This is a genomic window from Pectobacterium odoriferum (assembly GCF_009931295.1).
GTDB lineage: Bacteria > Pseudomonadota > Gammaproteobacteria > Enterobacterales > Enterobacteriaceae > Pectobacterium > Pectobacterium odoriferum.
The window spans coordinates 2,474,023-2,493,302 of record NZ_CP034938.1; the positions used below are offsets into that span (position 1 = coordinate 2,474,023).

Sequence of the window (19,280 nt, forward strand, 5' to 3'; positions counted from 1 at the left end):
CATCATGATTCGTAAAAAACCAATCAACCATTTGATTTTTATGTAAAAAAATAAAAAGTTTCGAAACGAAATAAATCATTGAGTCGGTGACTGAAAAACCCTATATTGGCCGCGTTTTTCTTATAGCAGTTACATGTTTAATTCATTTATTCAACTGTGGTTGCCTGCGAGCACACGGTTGTAGGAGAGATATGATGACGGATAAAGTCCGTATTGACAGTTTAGGTGCGAATTCATTAAACGGAAACAACGAAACCTATTTGGCAAGGCAAGCTGAATTTGAATCGAACGTGAGGAGTTATCCACGCAAATTGCCTTTGGCAATTGCGAAAGCCGAAGGCGTGTGGATCACCGATGTTGAGAATAATCAATATCTTGATTGTCTGGCCGGGGCGGGAACGCTGGCGCTTGGACATAACCATCCTGACGTGCTGCAAAGCATCCAACGTGTCATTACTAGCGGCTTGCCGTTACATACACTTGATCTGACAACGCCGTTGAAAGATCAGTTCTCCGAATATCTGCTTTCCTTATTACCTGGTCAGGGCAAAGAGTACTGCCTCCAGTTTACGGGCCCTTCTGGTGCCGATGCGGTCGAAGCTGCGCTGAAACTGGCAAAAAAATACACCGGTCGTGCTGGTGTGATCAGCTTCTCCGGTGGCTATCACGGCATGACGCATGGCGCGCTGTCGGTAACGGGTAACCTGTCACCGAAAGAAGCGGTCGACGGTATGATGCCTGAAGTCCAGTTTATGCCTTACCCGCACCAGTACCGCTGCCCGCTGGGCATTGGCGGTGACGCTGGTGTGAAAGCATTAACCTACTATTTTGAAAACCTGATCAACGACGTTGAGAGTGGCGTGCGCAAACCAGCAGCGGTCATTCTGGAAGCGGTTCAGGGTGAAGGCGGCGTTAACCCGGCACCTGTCGAGTGGTTGCAACGCATCCGTAAAGTCACGCAGGAACACGGCATCCTGCTGATCATCGACGAAGTGCAGGCGGGCTTTGCGCGTACCGGTAAATTCTTCGCCTTTGAACACGCTGGCATTGAGCCAGATATCATCGTGATGTCCAAAGCCGTTGGCGGCGGTTTGCCATTAGCCGTACTGGGTATCAAGAAGCAGTTCGATGCATGGGCTCCAGGTCACCATACCGGTACCTTCCGTGGTAACCAACTGGCGATGGCAACCGGCCTGACGACGCTGAAGCACCTCAAAGACAATCAGGTAGCCAATAAAGTCGCTGAGCAAGGTGAATGGCTGAAAGCCAAACTGGCCGAGCTGCAAAAACGTTATCCGGTGATCGGCCACATTCGCGGTCTGGGATTAATGATCGGGATTGAGATTGTTAAGCCTGGCGAAGCGCAGGATCACATGGGTTGCTACCCGGCTGACGGCGAGCTGTCTGCCCTGTTGCAGAAAAAATGCTTTGAAACGGGCCTGATTTTGGAGCGTGGTGGCCGTCATGGTTGCGTTCTGCGTCTGCTGCCTTCCCTGCTGATCAGCAATGCTGAATTGGAAATCTTCCTGGATAAATTTGAAAACGCCCTGCTGTCTGCTGGCGTGAAGCCAGTCTGAGTGGAGCGAATGACCACGATGTCCAAGCAAGTTGAAACAGAACTAAACCCGATTCTGGCCTCCTCGACACAAAGCATCGAGGCCTATCAGGACGCGATTACGCAGAGTAGTCAAGCCGTCATGCAGTGGCTGCAACAGCCTGATATGTATCAGGGGAAAACTGTTGCTGAACTGCGTGAGCGCATCACGCTGGATTTTAATCCTCAGGGCCTGGGTAACCAGGCCGCTATCGAGCGTGCGATTGAGTATTTTTTGAAAGACAGCCTGTCGGTGCATCACCCACAGTGCGTCGCTCACCTGCACTGCCCGAGTTTGGTGGTCAGTCAGGCGGCGGAAGTCTTGATTAATGCCACGAACCAGAGCATGGACTCTTGGGATCAAAGCCCGTCTGCGACCATCATCGAGATGAAGCTGATTGAGTGGCTGCGTGCTCAGGTAGGCTACAAGGCTGGTGACGCTGGCGTGTTCACCAGTGGTGGCACCCAGAGTAACCTGATGGGGTTGATGCTGGCGCGTGATGCCTTCTTTGCCCGTCAGGGGCATTCGATCCAGCAAGATGGATTGGTTGGTAACCTGAAGAAAATTAAAGTGTTCTGTTCTGAAAATGCCCATTTTTCGGTGCAAAAGAACATGGCTTTACTGGGGCTGGGTTATCAATGCGTTACGCTGGTGAAAACCGATCGCTTCGCGCGGATGGATCTGAACGACTTAGCAGAGAAAGTGGCGCTGGCCAAGGCTAACGGCGAGCAGATTCTGGCGATTGTGGCGACGGCAGGTACCACTGATGCCGGTGCGATTGATCCTTTACGGGCGATTGCAACACTGGCGGCAGAACATCAGATTTGGGTACACGTTGATGCAGCTTGGGGTGGCGCACTGCTGTTGTCCGAGAAGTATCGCGATTATCTGGACGGCATTGAGTTGGTGGATTCCATCACGTTGGATTTCCACAAACAATTCTTCCAGACCATCAGCTGCGGCGCTTTCTTGTTGAAAGAAGCTCGCCACTATGAGCTGATGCGCTATCAAGCGGCTTACCTGAACTCTGAGTTCGATGAAGCACAGGGCGTTCCTAATCTGGTGTCGAAATCATTGCAGACGACGCGTCGTTTTGATGCGCTGAAACTGTGGATGGGTCTGGAAGCATTAGGCCAACAGCAGTATGCAGCGATCATCGATCACGGCGTCACGCTGGCACAGCAGGTTGCACAGTATGTGGATGAACACGCCTCACTGGAATTGGTGATGCAGCCACAGCTGGCAAGCGTACTGTTCCGTTTCCGCCCGCAACAGCTGGCAACAGCGGATGACGCGACTATCGCTTTGCTGAACCAACGCATTGGTGATGCATTGTTGGAATCAGGTCGTGCCAACGTAGGCGTCACCGAATTTAACGGTGTTACCTGCCTGAAGCTGACGTTGCTGAACCCAACGGTCAGCCTGGACGATGTCAAAGTCCTACTGGATCTGGTTGAAAGCACGGCACAGCCTCTGCTGACTGCGTAATTCCCCTGCTTTACCGCACGGTGAAAAGCCGATAACACTTAACAGGTTATCGGCTTTTTTATTGCTTATGGCCCGTGGTGGTTAACCCGCTCAGCTACTCTCGGAGCAGGCAAATTAATCCGTTAGGATGCGGGCGAATTAATACGAATATCCCGGTTTTTTCGCCAACGAATCCAACTGCGGTTTGATGAATGGATCGTAAACGTCATCCTTCCAGCGCTCCGGCTGAATTTCGTTAAACGCCACAGAAAGCGAGTCGTCGGAAGAACCGAAGTGCTTCTTCAGAACCGCAGCAAGATCTTCCGCGACAACTTTCTTCTCTTCTTCAGACAGGTTTCTTGGGAAATGTTTGACATCAATATGGGGCATGGAATTGTCCTTTTCAGTGATGAAACAGCACGTTGGTTAAGATAGCTAGTTAGTCAAGATAACCAGTGTGCATGAAGACAGCAATAGGATTCCCCGCCTGATGATAAACAATCCGCTTGAGATAAATTGGCCTAAATTCATCGAAGTGTGTCATTCAGGCCACTGTTGGCGATCTGTCAGATTCTTATACTGTTTCTGTTCGGCGCGTAATGGCACTGCCAGTTAACCTGATATGGGAGCAATAAGATGAAAATAACGCAGATTCGTAATGCGACATTACAACTTGAATTTGGTGGGAAAACGTTTCTGATTGACCCAATGTTAGCACTGAAAGCGACTTATCCCGGTTTCCCAGGTACGGCAAACGACCATCTGCGTAATCCACTGGTCGAGCTTCCTTTGCCTATGGCGACAATTCTGGATGTTGATGCCGTAATTGTGACGCATACACACCTCGATCATTGGGATGATGCAGCCATCAATGCTATCCCGAAAACAATGCCGATCTTCAGCCAAGATACGCAGGATGCTGACATCATTCGGAACACGGGATTTACCTCAGTGCGTGTACTTGGTGAGCAAACGGAATATGACGGCATCACGCTGATCAAAACACCCGGTCAGCATGGTTCTGATGAAACCTATGCCAACCCACAGATGGCGGAACGACTAGGTGACGTCTGCGGGATTATCTTCCAGTATGCGCATGAGAAGACGTTTTATCTGGCAGGTGATACCGTTTGGAATCAGCATGTTATCGATGTCCTAACACACCACACGCCCGATGTGGTGGCGCTGAATATCGGCAATGCCGTTATTCCCAGCTTCGGTTCCATTATCATGGGAAAAGAAGATGTTCGGCGTGTGCATCAGCTCGTACCCAATGCGGCGATAGTCGCAACACATATGGAAGCGGTGAACCATTGTCTTCTGAGTCGTGCTGAACTGCGTGACTATTTGCATGAAGAAAAGCTTCAGTCCATCGTGTATGTACCGAACGATGGTGAAAGCGTGCAATTCTGAACCGGATAATAACCGGAACCTATTGATTATTTGATGAGGGCTATGATGGCTGTGCTAACCGTCGCGGTGGTTGTCTCCGAGAATTTTAGCCCGTTTCATTTATCCATACCGGGTATGGTTTTCAGCGACATGCTCTATGAAGAAAAACAGTTTGAGCTTTTTTTCTGTGCAGAAAACCCGGGCATGGTTGCCTCTGAAAACGGGTTTTCCATCAACGTTGAGCACGGGTTTTCCGCGTTGGAGAAAGCCGACTTGATCGTAGTCCCGCACTGGAGCCATCCAGAAACACGCCCTTCTGCACCGCTTCTGGATGCGTTACGCACTGCCGAAACCCGCAAAGTACAAATCGCCGGATTATGTCTGGGAACTTATGTGCTGGCTTATGCTGGGTTGTTAGATGGCCGCCGTGCCTCGACACACTGGGCGTTTGAGCAGGATTTTATCGCCCGCTTTCTTCATGTGCAGTTGGATACCAACGCGCTCTATGTCGAAGATGAACATCTGATTACGTCTGCTGGAACGGTGGCGGCAATAGATTGCTGCCTGTATCTGGTTTGTCAACATTGCGGCAGCGCTATCGCTAACCGCGCCGCCCGCCGTCTGGTGATCCCGCCTTACCGCGAAGGTGGACAGGCCCAGTTTATTGAACATCCGGTGCCGGAAAATACGCGGGATAGTAAAATCAATCAACTGCTGGACTATCTGCGCAGCCATCTCCGTTCCCCCCACTCTCTGGATGTATTGGCGAGCCGCGTGCAGATGAGTCGCAGGACATTTACCCGGCATTTCTTCCGTGCCACGGGTATGACGGTCAGCGACTGGTTAACGGCGGAACGGCTTCGCTGTAGTCAGGTATTGCTGGAATCGACGTCCCACTCAATCGAAGCAATTGCGGATAGCGTGGGTTTTCAGTCAGTGGTGACATTTCGCCAGCAGTTCAAACAGCGTTTTAGCGTGAGTCCGACCGACTGGCGTAAAACGTTTCAGGATAAAAGCAGCACCCGTTGATGTTCATTGCCTGTCGGAAAATAGCCAGATCGTTATCTTATTGGTGAAGATAGGGATCACCGCCTATCCTTAAAACGTGACTATGATCACAGTCATCAATACCACGAACACAACACCTCACTGACAGATACGTCTCCTTTCTAACTAACGTTAATCGTCCATCGTTACTCTCTGTTTATCCACGATAAAACATGGAGAACCTATGCAAACGCGTAATACGGAGCTGATTATTTTCAGCGATCTCGATGGATCGTTGCTCGATCATGAGACTTATCGGTGGGATGCCGCGCAACTGTGGCTGACACGGCTGGCGAACGAGGCAATCCCGCTGATTATTACCACCAGTAAAACGGCGGCAGAAGTTGAGCCCTTACGGCGGGCGCTCGGGCTAGAACCGTATCCCTATATTGCGGAAAACGGCGCTATTGCTGTGCTGCCGTCGGCATGGCAAACGCATCCCGATTACCCAAAGAAGAGGATTGGCGCAGGGTATTCCGTTATCCGCACTCAGTTGACGAAACTGCGTGCATCCGGTTTCCGCTTCAAAGGCTTTGGCGATATGAACAGCGAGGAAATAGCAGAGATGACGGGGTTAACCGTGCAAGACGCCCGACGAGCACAACAGCGTGAAGGCTCTGAACCGCTGCTGTGGCTGGACGAGCAAAATGCCCTACCGCGTTTCTGCCAGTTATTGGCAGACGCAGGCCTGTCTCTGACGCAAGGTGGCCGCTTCTATCACGTCATGAGTGCTCAAACGAATAAGGGATTTATGGTTAACTGGATAAAAACACAGTATATCGAGAAATGTGACACTGACATCACAACGCTTGGTCTGGGAGACGGCCCGAACGATATCTCTCTGTTATGCGCGGTGGACTGCGCCGTATTAATTAAAGGCAAGGGAAATCAAATTGTTAACCTACCTGAATCATACATCGGCAAGCAATATTGCACGCAGCATTCAGGGCCTCAAGGCTGGAGTGAAGGGCTGGATCACTTTATCAGCAACAGTCATTTCTCGGTATGACATCGCCTCAAGATGGCATGGGAGCATAGGATGAGCGAATTTTATCAAGATGGCATCATTACCAATTTTCACAATCTCACTCAGCGAAGCACGGAAGAGCTGGAGTATGAACTTCAGGTATTTTCCGGGCAAAACAGTATGGGACTGATTCTGCCATCGCTGTATTCTGAGCTGGAAGGCCCTGCGCTGAGCCACATTGTCGATCAGTTGTCTCAGGTTTCTTACCTTGGCGAAATTGTGATTGGGTTGGATCGCGCCGATCGGGAGCAGTTTCTCTACGCTAGAAAATTTTTCTCTCGTTTGCCGCACCGACATCGAATTCTATGGAACGATGGTCCGCGCCTGAAAGCACTCAGCGACGAACTGGCAGAAAAGTCGCTGGCACCGGAGGAACCCGGCAAGGGCCGGAATGTCTGGTTTTGTGTCGGCTACACGCTGGCATCGCGTCGTTCTTCCTGTGTCGCCCTACACGATTGTGACATTGTCACCTATGACCGAGCAATGTTGGCACGCCTGCTCTATCCCGTGGCAAATCCGCACTTTAATTATGATTTCTGCAAAGGCTATTACGCCCGTGTTGCAGAGGGAAAACTGAATGGCCGCGTGGGACGTCTGCTGGTTTACCCGTTACTGAAATCGCTGCAAAAGGTCTACGGCAATTCCGACTACCTGGATTACATGCGCAGCTACCGCTATCCGCTTTCCGGCGAGTTTGCAATGCGCACCACCATTCTGAACAACCTGCGTATCCCGAGCGATTGGGGACTGGAAATTGGCGTGCTGTCAGAAATTTATCGCGGAACCGCAACCCGCCGCATTTGTCAGGTAGATATTGCCGATCGCTACGACCATAAACATCAGCCGATGTCTGAAGACGATCCAAACGCGGGATTGCAACGTATGGCCGCGGATATCACAAAAGCGCTGTATCGCAAGCTGGCGATTCTCGGCGTGAATATCACCACGGACTCTTTCCGCGTCCTGCGGGCGACCTACTATCGTACCGCGCTTGATATGATTGATGCTTTCGAACATGACGCACGCATGAATGGCCTGAGTTTCGACCGCCATAAAGAGGAGTCGGCGGTGGAGCTATTTTCTGATGTGATTACCTTTTCTGGCCATGCCTATAGCGATGTTCTGGGGGATAAACCGTTTGTACCGAGCTGGAACCGCGTGCAGTCTGCTTTTCCCGATATTCTTGAGCGGTTATATGCAGCGGTAGAAGCCGATAATCAAGAAACGTGATGCCCTCTGCTATGCACTCGCTATCTCATAGGGCAAACGCATCATGATGCATCATTGTATGCGTCATGATCGCTCCCTTGCATAAGTAATTCATATTATTCGATTTAATCACTCAATGAATCAACCAATTTTCCTTACCTTTAATCAGCGCATCAGAAAACGCAGCATTTCCCGCCAGACGGGCATACTTGCCGTAATAAAATGTTATTTTTCCTATTTGACAAGGTATTAGCGTTCCATCGATTAAGGAAGTTGGCGTGCTTTATGCTTTAGCTCTCCTGTCATTATGTAACTAAGGAGAGTGTTTTGATGAATTTTTTAATCAATGAAAGCGACGTGTTAAACCCGAAACGCAGAGCATTATTAAAACTTTCTGGCGCCCTGCTGGGAACGGCGACGGTAACGACAGGGTTAAGCTCGCGGGTTTTTGCCGAGACACAGCCTGAGAATGCTGCATTTACCGCACCGTCGGCCGCTAATCCAATCCGTATTAACTTTAATGAAAACCCACTGGGTATGTCGCCCAAGGCGCAGGCCGCCGCGCGCGAGGCCGTCGTGAAAGCCAACCGCTATGCAAAGAATGAAATTTTACTGCTTGGCAATAAGTTGGCGGCGCATCATCAGGTCGAGGCACCTTCCATCTTGTTGACGGCCGGATCGTCTGAGGGTATCCGAGCGGCAATTGAAGCCTACGCATCGCTGGATGCACAACTGGTGATTCCTGAATTAACCTATGGCGACGGCGAACATTTTGCCAAAATTGCCGGCATTAAAGTCACGAAAGTCAAAATGCTCGACAATTGGGCGTTCGATATTGAAGGGCTAAAAGCGGCCGTTGCCGGTTACAGCGGCCCTTCCATCGTTTATCTGGTCAATCCCAACAACCCAACGGGCACGATTACGCCTGCGGATATCATCGAACCGTGGATTGCCAGCAAGCCAGCCAATACGGTGTTTATCGTTGACGAGGCTTACGCCGAGTTCGTCAATGATCCGCGTTTTCGTTCTATTTCGCCGATGATTACCCAAGGTGCAGAGAACATTATCCTGCTCAAAACTTTCTCCAAAATACACGCCATGGCCGGTATGCGCGTTGGGTATGCCGTCGCCCATCCCAACGTCATTGCGTTGATGGGAAAGTATGTCGCGGGCGAAAAAATCAACTTTAGCGGCGTGGATGCCGCATTAGCATCTATGGACGACTCGGCATTCATTACCTACAGCAAAAAGAGTAATGATGTGTCGCGCCAAATCCTGCTGAAAGCGCTCGATGACCTCGAACTGCCTTACTTACCGTCGGAGGGAAACTTTGTTTTCCACCAATTGGTTGTGCCACTCAAGGATTACCAAAAGCATATGGCAGATGCAGGTGTGCTGATTGGCCGTGCGTTTCCGCCTGCGGATAACTGGTGTCGCATCTCGTTGGGGACACCGCAGGAAACGCAGTGGGTTGCGGATACCATGCGTGAATTCCGTAACAAAAACTGGATTTAATCCTCCGTCATACCACTCTTGCACTCGCTATGGCTCGACATCCGCCCCTCGTTCTGAGGGGCGATTCTTCCAAAACCACATCATTGAAACCGGAGTAACGCTTGACCCACGGGGAATTGCGCGGCTAAATGATCGCATGCCTTTCATTATTTATAGTGATATCAGGCACAAGCAGAACATGAAAACGGTCAGGGAGAAAAGAGCATGATTATTTTTGTTACCGGTGCAACGGCTGGGTTTGGTGAGTCAATTACGCGTAAATTTATTAGTGCGGGCCATAAAGTGATCGCGACGGGCCGCCGTCAGGAACGTTTGGATGCGCTGAAGGCGGAACTGGGCGATGCGCTGTATCCGTTAAAACTGGATGTGCGCGACCGTCAGGCGATTGAACAGGCTGTTGCCACCCTGCCAGCCGAATGGCGAACGATTGATGTGCTGGTGAACAACGCTGGGTTGGCTCTGGGTCTGGAGCCTGCGCATAAAGCGTCGGTAGACGATTGGGAAAATATGATCGATACCAACAACAAAGGGCTGGTGTTTATGACGCGTGCGCTGCTGCCAGCCATGGTGGAGCGTAATATCGGTCATGTCATCAACATCGGCTCTACCGCAGGAAACTGGCCTTATGCAGGCGGTAACGTGTACGGTGCCAGCAAGGCGTTCGTACAGCAGTTTAGTCTGGGATTACGTGCCGACCTGTCTGGCACCCAAATCCGCGTAACGAATATCGAACCGGGTCTGGTCGGTGGAACCGAGTTCTCGGCCGTGCGTTTCAAAGGTAACGACGACAAAGTCAGTAAAACCTATGACAACACAACGCCGCTGACGGCTGAAGATGTGTCTGAAGCTGTTTTCTGGGTTGCCACGCTGCCAGCACACGTCAACATCAACACGCTGGAAATGATGCCGGTCAGCCAATCTTTTGCTGGGCTAAGCGTACATCGCGAAGGTTAATCATTACCGAAACACAAAAATTAATGGCATGAACGCTGTTTCATGCCCTTTTCTACTGGTTCACAAACCGTTTTTACCCGATGCTGCACGCTTATAGTGCTGTTGAAGTGAAGGATGTATACTTCTTGTTATAGGTACCCTTTCTTTTTGCATGAAGTGCGGGGGTTACAGGGAACGGCGGTCGTCTTTTGTTGTCTATCGCTTGCCGTGCGCTTTATCGTTCTGCAGCATCGGCGTTTGTTTTTATCATTCGTTCTGTCAAGGTGAAACATGAACCACTACTCTTTTTCTTCTTTGATTCGGGCCTTCATCCCGCTTTCTTTGGTTATCGTTTCCGCTGCCTGGCAGCCTGCTGCTCTGGCAGAGACGCGCCATATCATTGTTGATTCCGGCGACAGCGCGTTATCAAAAGAAGCGGCGCGTCAAAGCAAGGAGCAATGGGATTCAACCCGTTCGCTGCGTAATAAAGTCAATAACCGCGTTGAGAAGGAATTCGATAAAACCGAAAAAGCGATTGATGGGCGTGAAAAATGCAACGCCAGCTACAACGTCAATGCTTACTGGGAAAATACCACCGATCGTTGCCTCGATCGTCGTACTGGCCGCCCCGTTACCCCCTGATTTTTCACCCACGCCTTCTGGCGTGGGTTTCCCCTTTTCTCTTTGTAATGCAGCAAAATAGTCTGTATCCGAAGGTGACATCACCGTTACACTCAACGATTATCGCTATATCGTAGCAACACGCATTTTTATCCCAAATGGAGTGCATCAGGATGAATATGGATTTAGCTCGATTATTTTCACGCCCTTTTCATATCAAACTGTGGGGTGTGTTTATCATGTGTCTATTGGTCAGTTCGTGCGCAAGCACCTATCCGAAGACGGATAACATCACGGCGATCACCAATGACAACGGGACGCTTATCGCTGAGTCTGCTACCTACGTTTACAAATTCTCCGACGCAAGAACGCAAAAGGAGTATCAGGACTATTACGCGTTTTATCGCGATTATAAAGACATCATCACGGGTGTGAGGGTCGATTTTTCTCTCCGTAATAATGGTCAAGTCTATGCAAGCTATAAAAACATGATTGATACTCGCCGATTGACCAAAGAGCAGGCATTCGATTTACGTGAGCTCTACGCGGCACAAATTCCCACGACGATGGGAAAAGGCGAAGTGACGTTTAGCGCGCAAGGCACGTTCAGTAAGAAAAAAGGGTCACTGGTCAGCCCGACAGAAAATGGACGCTTGCCGCAGCCCATCCCTGTTGTGATCAATAGCAGTGATAACTCCGGTAAAGACGTACTGCTTGCCCCTCTCATGATTCCGGCTGTTATCCTTTTTCCGCTGTTTATGATGTATGGCTGCGCCACCGGCCCCTGCGTCTAGAGTGTTTCCATGCCATAGTTGATGGCCTGATTTCGCGGCTTTTTCGCGTTATCGTCATCGTTTGATATACTCAAAGAGACTTTTTTCAGAGAAAAGGATCAAAAGATGAAAAAAACCGTCATTTTTGGTGCCGCGTTATTCCTGGTTGCTCCGTTAGCTGCACAGGCATCTTGCGAGAGCGTGAAAGCGGATATTACCCAGAAAATCATCGCCAATGGCGTGCCAGAATCCGGTTTTACGCTGGATATCGTACCGAACGATCAGGTGAATCAGGCCGGTGGTCAGGTGGTCGGTCACTGCGAGAGTGATACTCACAAGATTGTTTACACCCGCCATGCTGAGGGCGACGCCAATACGGAAAGTGCGCCAGCGCCAGCAGAAGGTCAGCCGACGACCACACCGTAACCCTTCCTCTGGATGTTCAGCATAGATGTTCAAAAGGCGCTTTCGCGCCTTTTCTTTTATCGTTACTTTTGTCCGGTTTCAGCCTGCCCCGGCCGCTGACTCGCGGGGATCATTCTGGCGGAAAGCAGCGTGATGGCCGCGATGAGTGCCGAAACGATAAATACGCCGTGGATTGACGAGGCGACTTGCGATGCCAGCGTATCGAGCTGGTTTACGCTCAGTAGGATGCGCTTGGCCGGATCCATGAGCGTCTGGAGTGGATCGCTCACTTCCGGCAATCGCCAGTGCAGACTGATGTTCAGTGTAGCGCCAAGGATTGCCGTTCCCAATGCGGAACCCAGCATGCGGGTAAACATGGCGGAAGCCGTTGCGATGCCGCGAATGGAGTAGTCCACCGAGTTTTGTATTGATACCAGAAACGTAGTGCTGCTCAGCCCCATTCCCGAGCCGATCAGAAATGCCGCGAGCCGCGCCCACATAAGGTTGCTGTCCGGTTGAACGGTCAGAAGCGTCAGGCTGCCGATAAGTAGCACAATACCGCCGAGCATTGCCGTAAACCGATAAGACGTCCACAGCATTAAGCGCCCGCTTAGCGTGCTGGCCAGCGGCCAGCCAATCGACATCATCGCCAGTATACTGCCAGCCTCCAGCGGTGTTTTACCCATTACGCCCTGAATAAACGTCGGCAAAAAGGCGCTCACACCCATCATGGCTGCTCCGACGACTAACCCGCCGAGGTTACCGGCGATAATGACCCGATTGCGCCACAGCGCCAGCGGAAACAGCGGCTCCGGCGTGCGCTTTTCCTGTCGAACCAGCAGAATGCTACCCACGGCAGAGATCGCAAGCAGCGGGATCACCCAGTAGCCAAACACCTCAGCCTGTAGCAACGCCATCAGTAAGCTGGCGACGGATACAATCAGATAGAACGCCCCCATCCAGTCCAACTGATGCTGGCGCACGGTATTCATCGTTGGCAGATAACGAGCCAGCAGGAAAATGGAGAACAGCCCAATCGGCACGTTGACCCAGAAGACCAGAGCCCAGTTGAAGTGTTGCACGATAAACGCCCCCAACAGCGGGCCGATAATCGCGGAAAAGCCCCACACGCTGGACAAATAGCCCTGTATTTTGGGGCGTTCGGTCGAACTGTACACATCGGCAACAATGGTGAAGGCAATCGGAGTAATCGCGCCCGCACCCAGCCCTTGCAAGGTGCGGAAGACAATTAGCCAGCCCATCTGCGTCGAGAATCCGCACAGAATCGACCCGAGCAGGAACACGATCATGCCGAAGAAGAATATCTTTTTGCGGCCATACAGATCGGCCAGGCGGCCATAAATTGGAATACTGATCGACTGCGTCAGCAAATAACCCGCAAAGACCCAGCCCAATAGGGAAAACCCACCTAAATCCGCGATGATGGTGGGTAGCGCGGTGGCGACAATTGTCACTTCAATCGCGGCCGTGAACATGGCCAGCATACAGGCAATTAAAATCCAATGGCGATGTGGAACAGGTGTTTGTTTCTGGTTATTCTCTGTTTTCATTATATTTTCAGGATAAGAAGAAAAACTGTCTGTGAGTATAACAGGTGGCGTGACGGAGAAAATTTATTCCCGCAGAGAAGCGGGAATAGAAGACGAAAGAAATTAATAGCTGACGGCAGAAAGATCGATATAAGACGAGAGATCCCGCTGTTCGGCGCGTGGCAAGTAAGGCAGTTCGCCCAACTGCGGTGCCGGAATTTTTTTCCGCAGAACGTGAATGATTTCTGCGTAATTAGCCAGTCCGGGGTTAATACGGTTAGCGACCCAGCCAACCAGCGGCAAACCATCATTGATGATCGCCTGTGCCGTCAGCAGCGCATGGCTGATACAGCCCAGTTTGATGCCAACAACCAGCACGACAGGGAGTTGTTCCTGCACTACCCATTCGGAATACGGACGTAGATCGTTCATGACAGTCCGCCATCCGCCCGTGCCTTCGACGACTACGATATCAGCGGTTTCGCCCATGTGACGCAGGCCTTGCGTCATCGTGCAGTAATCAATGGTTCCTTCACTGGCGCTGATTTCATCTTCTCGGAGTGCGATGGGGTTAACCATGTTATAGGGCAATTCGAGCGTGGAGGCGGCTTGTAGCAGCAGTGCGTCTTTATTACGCAGCCCCGCTTCCGTCTCTTCGCACCCTTTTGCTATCGGTTTGTAGCCCGCAACCGATTTGCCTGCCAGCGCCAGTTTTTGCAGTAGCGCCTTGGATACCACTGTTTTGCCAACGGCGGTATCAGTACCAGTGACAAAAATACGTTTCAACATGGGATAACTCCAGACCACCTGAATACCAAAAAACAAGCACAGCTAAAATGCTTTCCAAGCGTGAAAGTCTAGGCTATGCCTCATTCGGGCAGTTTGCGTTAGCGCAATGTTTTGTTGCTCTACGCCTTTATGGTTATCCCTGTAGCAGTTTAACCAGCAGCGATCCATTGTAGAGCGCGTCCTTCACCAGTGCGGCACCGGGCATCGTGCCCTGATTGTAGAATTGGGTCGCTTCCACCTGGAGGTTGTGGCTATAGGGCGGGAATGATTGCTGTTGAATACAGCCTAAAATGGCGGGGTGTAAAATGCTGGCCGCTTTATTCAGAGGGGATCCCACCAGAATTTTATCGGGGTTGAAGAGGTTCACCATGATGGCGACAATGCGGCCTACGTTATGACCGACATCATTAATGATATCTTTGGCTAACTGATCGCCCTTGAGCGCGGCGTCACACAGGCTCTCAACGCTAAGCGGTGAACCGTGCAGAAGCGAACTCATGGACGTATTCATGCGCTGTTGCGCCAGTTCCAGCATATTTTCCGTGCTGGCGACCGTTTCCAGACAGCCGTGATTGCCGCAATAGCAACGCTTGCCATAAGGATCGACCTGTGTGTGCCCGATTTCGACCAGATTCCGGCTTCTCGCATGGAGGATGCGACCGCTGGTAATCACACCCGCACCGACGTTATGGTCGATCACCACCTGAATCACATTTTGGCAATCGCGCGATGCGCCGTATAGCGCTTCGGCCATCGTCCAGGCGCAGATATCATGCTGCAAATACACCGGCAACCCCGTGCGCTGTTCCAGTGCTGGGCCAATCGCCATTTCCTCAACGTCATAAAATGGCATCCGGTGAATCATGCCCTTGCTGGCATCAATCATGCCCGGTGCGGTAATCGCGATTGCCGTTAGCCGTTCCAATCGCTTTTGATGGCGAATAAAAAACTGATCGATTTCATTCAAAATACGGTCGAGCAGTGGCTGTGGCGACGCAGCGGGAAGCGGGATTTCTTCTTCCACAACCAGCTTGCTGCTGAGATCGCGCAGCGCCAATAACAGGGTATTGTGGCTGATGCGTGCGGAAAGATAATGCCAAGCCTCGGTATCCAAAATCAGGCCAATAGCGGGACGCCCTCTGCTGCCCACATCCTGGTATTCGGTTTCCTGTACCAGATGGGCTTCCAGCAGTTCTCGGACGATTTTGGTAATACTGGCGGGCGCGAGCTGAGCGCGTTTGGACAGTTCGATACGTGATATCGGGCCGTACTTATCGATCAGCCGATACACTGCACCGGCATTCATTTGTTTGATTTGATCGATGTGTCCTGGTTGACCGTCGGCTATCACAAACCTAGCTCCTACTCATTCGCATTATATCTGGCACTGCTGTTGAAAAATTTATCTTTATTATTGCGGCATGACTATTTTTCACGCTGCAAAATAAAAAACTGCGGGTATGGTGGGGCTTTTCACTAACCTCGTCAAATATTTGATTCGTTATGTGATTTAGCACGCATATTTTAACGATTATCCGCCCAGCATCAGCGACATCAGCACTTTCGCAGCCGCACTTTGCGGCTGATGTCGTGCCGTAACCAGCCAAACTTCCGTTGTGGCGTCCTCTTCTTCCAGTAGCAAATATTTCACGCCATCGACCCGAATACGCAAAAACGACGCAGGCAAGATGGACACGCCTAATCCTGCGGATACCAGCCCGACGATGGTCATTGCCTCGCCCACTTCCTGCGTAATGTAGGGGCTGATGCCATAGCGTTTCAGCAGCGTCAGCGTGTCGTCATACAGCGCCGTTCCAACCGCACGGGAGAAGAAAACGAACGGCTCATTTGCCAACTGCGTGATGCTGATGGCACGCCCTGCGTCCTGCTGCGCTAACGGATGGGACTCCTGCACGACGGCAATCAGCGGTTCACGCAGCAGCAACTGATGGTCCAGCGCGTCCGGTAACGGATTATTGCGCATGATGCCGATATCGAGCTTACCGTTCAGCAGCGGTTCGATTTGCTGCTTGGTGTTGAGCTCCATCATCTGAATATGGACTTCCGGGTACGTTTGACGAAAACGCAGCAGGCTGCTGGAGATCTTTTTGATGAACGGCGCGGACGACGTAAAGCCGATCGTTAATTCCCCAATTTCACCGCGCTGAATGCGGGATGCCCGCTCTGCCGCCTGATCGACCTGACTGATAATCGACCAAGCTTCTTTCAGAAACATCTCGCCTGCTGGCGTGAGCTGAACATTCCGGTTGTTGCGCGCCAACAATTTCGCGCCAACCTGTTCCTCCAGAATTTGAATCTGCTGGCTCAGTGGCGGCTGAGAAATGCGTAATCTTTCTGCGGCTCGGCCGAAATGCAGCTCTTCGGCGACCGCAATAAAATAGCGGAGGTGACGTAGTTCGATATTCATATGTTAAACATATCAATCATGATTATTAATATATTATACAAAATAATATCACTCTTCTATGATCCTCTCATTGTGGTTTTACGCCTAGTTTACCTTTTCTGGTAAGGAATTATTGTGAGTAACCTGCCATCTTCTGCACCGAACGACTGGCCTATTTCTGCGCCCGACGATGCGGATGATATTGCCCCAAAATCTTCTGCTAAAACGCCCTCTATCACGCGTGGTACGCCGCAATTTATGCGCGTTACGCTGGCGCTGTTTTCTGCTGGTTTAGCGACGTTTGCCCTGCTGTATTGTGTTCAGCCGCTGCTGCCAGTGCTATCTCAGGATTTCGGTATTTCGCCAGCGACCAGCAGCCTGTCGCTTTCCGTATCGACCGTGATGCTGGCGTTTGGGTTATTGTTCACCGGCCCACTTTCCGACACGATCGGTCGTAAGAATGTGATGGTTGTGTCGCTGATGTTGGCTGCAATCTGCACCGTCATTTGTGCGTTTATGACCAGTTGGAACGGCGTATTGATTATGCGGGCGATGGTGGGCCTATCGTTAAGCGGCGTTGCGGCCGTCGCTATGAGTTACCTGAGTGAAGAAATTCACCCCAGCGTGCTGGCGTTTTCGATGGGGTTATATATCAGCGGCAACTCGATTGGCGGCATGAGCGGACGTCTGGTTAGCGGCGTTTTAACTGACTATTTCCCGTGGCGGGTTGCTGTCGGCACGATCGGCGTACTGGCACTCATAGCAGCAATCACGTTCTGGCGCATTCTGCCGGAATCTCGCCATTTTCGACCCGGCTCGCTGCGCCCGAAAACGCTGCTGCTGAACAGCAAACTGCACTGGCGCGACGCAGGTTTGCCACTGCTGTTCCTTGAGGGATTTTTGCTGATGGGCGCGTTCGTTACCCTGTTTAACTACATTGGATATCGGTTGCTGGCTCCGCCTTATTTACTTAGTCAGGCGGTGGTTGGCTTACTTTCCGTGGTTTATCTCACCGGAAGTTACAGCTCGCCGAAAGCCGGAGCATTAACGGCCCGCTACGGACGCGCCCCGGTGCTGAGCATTGCGATCCTTCTGATGCTAGCGGGACTGGGAATGACGGCACTGAGCCCGCTATTCGCGATCTTTGGCGGGATGATGCTCTTTACCGCCGGCTTCTTTGCCGCTCACTCGGTAGCCAGCAGTTGGATTGGCCAACGGGCGCGGCGCGCGAAAGGTCAGGCGTCATCAATGTATCTCTTTTCTTACTATCTGGGCTCAAGTCTGGCTGGCACGCTGGGGGGATTCTTCTGGCATTCATTCGGCTGGATGGGAATTACCCTGTTTTTGAGCGCCCTCTTATTTCTCGCGCTGGCAGTCAGCCTGATACTCAAACAGCGCCTTTAAACGCCATTCTTACTGGAGTTTGCCTGATTCAGGCAAACTCCGCATTGTTCCCTCTAACTCCCTCGATGTCCCCGTCAATCCTGCTTGAAATAATGACAATCACGATTGCTGAAGTGCTCATTTATCAGTATAAAGATAAGTATGTTGTAACTAAATGAGTTTGGTTATGAATCGCTACGCGCTAATCGATCGCATGAACCGCTGTTTCCAGACGTTAGAAACGAAGCTGGCTCTGATGCAACAACAGTTTGCCGAATATCGGCTGTTAGTTGGCCGCGTCTATTCCCTTCCCCATGTGGAAAAAGGAACGGAGCATGACCCTATCGAGCATATCGCCGTCACGCAGTACGTTGGACAAGAGGCGCGCGATAAAGGGTTAGCCCATTTTCAGCGTCTGTTCATTCACCACTATCCAGAAACGCTCAGCAGTAAAAGCGCGATCCGTTTGCCGGGCGCACTCTGTTTTTCCGTCAACGCAGTACAGTATCAGCAGGCAGACTCACTCATTGCGGAAATTAATGCGCTGAAAAAAGAGCTGGAGCTGACTATTACCGTCGAATCCGGGCTGGAGCCGGAGCAACGCTTTGAGTTCGTCCACACGCATTTGAAAGGGTTGATCACGCTGAGTGCTTATCGTTCGTTGACGCTCATCACCAACCCAGCGTCAGTCCGCTTTGGCTGGGCGAATAAGCACATCATCAAGAACATGACGCGTGTGGAGCTACTGGAAAAATTGACCAAAAGCCTGAATGCGGCAAAAAACGCCGCACCGTATACCAAAGCGCAGTGGATTGAACATGTCGAGCAAGAGAGAGACGCGGTATTGTCGCTGCCGGAAGACGCTGTTTTGAAAATCAAACGTCCAGTCAAAGTGCAGCCCATCGCACGAGTGTGGTATCCCGAACAGCAGAAACAGATTCAGCATCCCTGCCCGTCCCCTCTACTCGTGCTTTGTCAGCAGGAATCTGGCGGTGACGTGCCCATTATCGGCGAACTCAATCCTTATGACGCCAACAACATCAAGCATAAGCACAAACCGAAAGCGGCCGAACTTCGCCTGCTTATTCCACGTTTACACCTGTATACCGATGCATCTGAGTGAAAAGAAAAAGCCTGCGGGTAAACACCGGCAGGCTACAGGATAAA

18 protein-coding genes are annotated in these 19,280 nt (G+C 51.2%); 13 read left to right on the forward strand and 5 right to left on the reverse strand.

What is annotated here, in order from left to right; translation table 11 throughout:
* Positions 1-191 precede the first annotated feature (191 nt).
* The gene (locus EO763_RS10955) at positions 192-1,577 is read left to right on the forward strand and encodes a diaminobutyrate--2-oxoglutarate transaminase (protein ID WP_208851996.1); all 1,386 of its coding nucleotides are present in this window, start codon (positions 192-194) and stop codon (positions 1,575-1,577) included.
* A gap of 9 nt (positions 1,578-1,586) precedes the next feature.
* The gene (locus EO763_RS10960) at positions 1,587-3,083 is read left to right on the forward strand and encodes a pyridoxal phosphate-dependent decarboxylase family protein (protein WP_161528964.1); all 1,497 of its coding nucleotides are present in this window, start codon (positions 1,587-1,589) and stop codon (positions 3,081-3,083) included.
* A 138-nt stretch (positions 3,084-3,221) separates the two neighbouring features.
* On the opposite strand, the gene pptA is transcribed toward EO763_RS10960, so the two are convergent.
* Entirely contained in the window at positions 3,222-3,452 is a 231-nt protein-coding gene (pptA, locus tag EO763_RS10965; RefSeq protein ID WP_161528965.1) for a tautomerase PptA, read from the reverse strand.
* 246 nt (positions 3,453-3,698) lie between these two features.
* On the opposite strand from pptA, the gene EO763_RS10970 reads away from it, so the two are divergent.
* From EO763_RS10970 to EO763_RS11010, 9 genes are all read left to right on the forward strand, one after another.
* Complete coding sequence (locus tag EO763_RS10970) at positions 3,699-4,475, forward strand: MBL fold metallo-hydrolase (RefSeq protein ID WP_161528966.1); 777 nt, start codon at positions 3,699-3,701, stop codon at positions 4,473-4,475.
* A 45-nt stretch (positions 4,476-4,520) separates the two neighbouring features.
* Positions 4,521-5,483, forward strand: a complete 963-nt coding sequence (locus tag EO763_RS10975) for a GlxA family transcriptional regulator (protein WP_161530378.1) — start codon at positions 4,521-4,523, stop codon at positions 5,481-5,483.
* A gap of 202 nt (positions 5,484-5,685) precedes the next feature.
* Complete coding sequence (locus tag EO763_RS10980; RefSeq protein ID WP_161528967.1) at positions 5,686-6,510, forward strand: mannosyl-3-phosphoglycerate phosphatase-related protein; 825 nt, start codon at positions 5,686-5,688, stop codon at positions 6,508-6,510.
* A gap of 30 nt (positions 6,511-6,540) precedes the next feature.
* Positions 6,541-7,758 (forward strand): glycosyltransferase family protein, encoded by a 1,218-nt coding sequence (locus EO763_RS10985; RefSeq protein WP_010296046.1) that lies wholly within the window; start codon positions 6,541-6,543, stop codon positions 7,756-7,758.
* 309 nt (positions 7,759-8,067) lie between these two features.
* Entirely contained in the window at positions 8,068-9,252 is a 1,185-nt protein-coding gene (locus EO763_RS10990; RefSeq protein WP_161530379.1) for a pyridoxal phosphate-dependent aminotransferase, read from the forward strand.
* A gap of 204 nt (positions 9,253-9,456) precedes the next feature.
* Positions 9,457-10,206 (forward strand): bifunctional NADP-dependent 3-hydroxy acid dehydrogenase/3-hydroxypropionate dehydrogenase YdfG, encoded by a 750-nt coding sequence (gene ydfG / locus EO763_RS10995; protein WP_039489466.1) that lies wholly within the window; start codon positions 9,457-9,459, stop codon positions 10,204-10,206.
* Positions 10,207-10,476: 270 nt separating this feature from the next.
* On the forward strand, positions 10,477-10,827 hold the full coding sequence (locus EO763_RS11000) for a DUF1283 family protein (RefSeq protein ID WP_039473112.1): 351 nt from the start codon (positions 10,477-10,479) through the stop codon (positions 10,825-10,827).
* Positions 10,828-10,979: 152 nt separating this feature from the next.
* A complete protein-coding gene (locus EO763_RS11005) occupies positions 10,980-11,600 on the forward strand; it encodes a hypothetical protein (RefSeq protein ID WP_161528968.1) in 621 nt (206 codons plus the stop codon).
* A 105-nt stretch (positions 11,601-11,705) separates the two neighbouring features.
* Complete coding sequence (locus tag EO763_RS11010; protein WP_161528969.1) at positions 11,706-12,005, forward strand: DUF1161 domain-containing protein; 300 nt, start codon at positions 11,706-11,708, stop codon at positions 12,003-12,005.
* Positions 12,006-12,067: 62 nt separating this feature from the next.
* Here EO763_RS11010 and EO763_RS11015 read toward each other — a convergent pair whose 3' ends face one another.
* The 4 genes from EO763_RS11015 to EO763_RS11030 form a co-directional block, all read right to left on the reverse strand.
* On the reverse strand, positions 12,068-13,555 hold the full coding sequence (locus EO763_RS11015) for an MDR family MFS transporter (RefSeq protein WP_161528970.1): 1,488 nt from the start codon (positions 13,553-13,555) through the stop codon (positions 12,068-12,070).
* 102 nt (positions 13,556-13,657) lie between these two features.
* Complete coding sequence (gene bioD / locus EO763_RS11020; protein WP_010296067.1) at positions 13,658-14,323, reverse strand: dethiobiotin synthase; 666 nt, start codon at positions 14,321-14,323, stop codon at positions 13,658-13,660.
* Positions 14,324-14,456: 133 nt separating this feature from the next.
* The gene (gene mlc, locus EO763_RS11025) at positions 14,457-15,674 is read right to left on the reverse strand and encodes a sugar metabolism global transcriptional regulator Mlc (protein ID WP_161528971.1); all 1,218 of its coding nucleotides are present in this window, start codon (positions 15,672-15,674) and stop codon (positions 14,457-14,459) included.
* Between the two features lie 180 nt (positions 15,675-15,854).
* Positions 15,855-16,751 (reverse strand): LysR family transcriptional regulator, encoded by an 897-nt coding sequence (locus EO763_RS11030; RefSeq protein WP_039489471.1) that lies wholly within the window; start codon positions 16,749-16,751, stop codon positions 15,855-15,857.
* A gap of 114 nt (positions 16,752-16,865) precedes the next feature.
* On the opposite strand from EO763_RS11030, the gene EO763_RS11035 reads away from it, so the two are divergent.
* A complete protein-coding gene (locus EO763_RS11035) occupies positions 16,866-18,134 on the forward strand; it encodes an MFS transporter (protein WP_161528972.1) in 1,269 nt (422 codons plus the stop codon).
* Between the two features lie 166 nt (positions 18,135-18,300).
* Positions 18,301-19,236, forward strand: coding sequence for a DNA replication terminus site-binding protein (gene tus / locus EO763_RS11040; RefSeq protein ID WP_161528973.1), 936 nt, complete (start codon positions 18,301-18,303; stop codon positions 19,234-19,236).
* Positions 19,237-19,280: the final 44 nt, after the last annotated feature.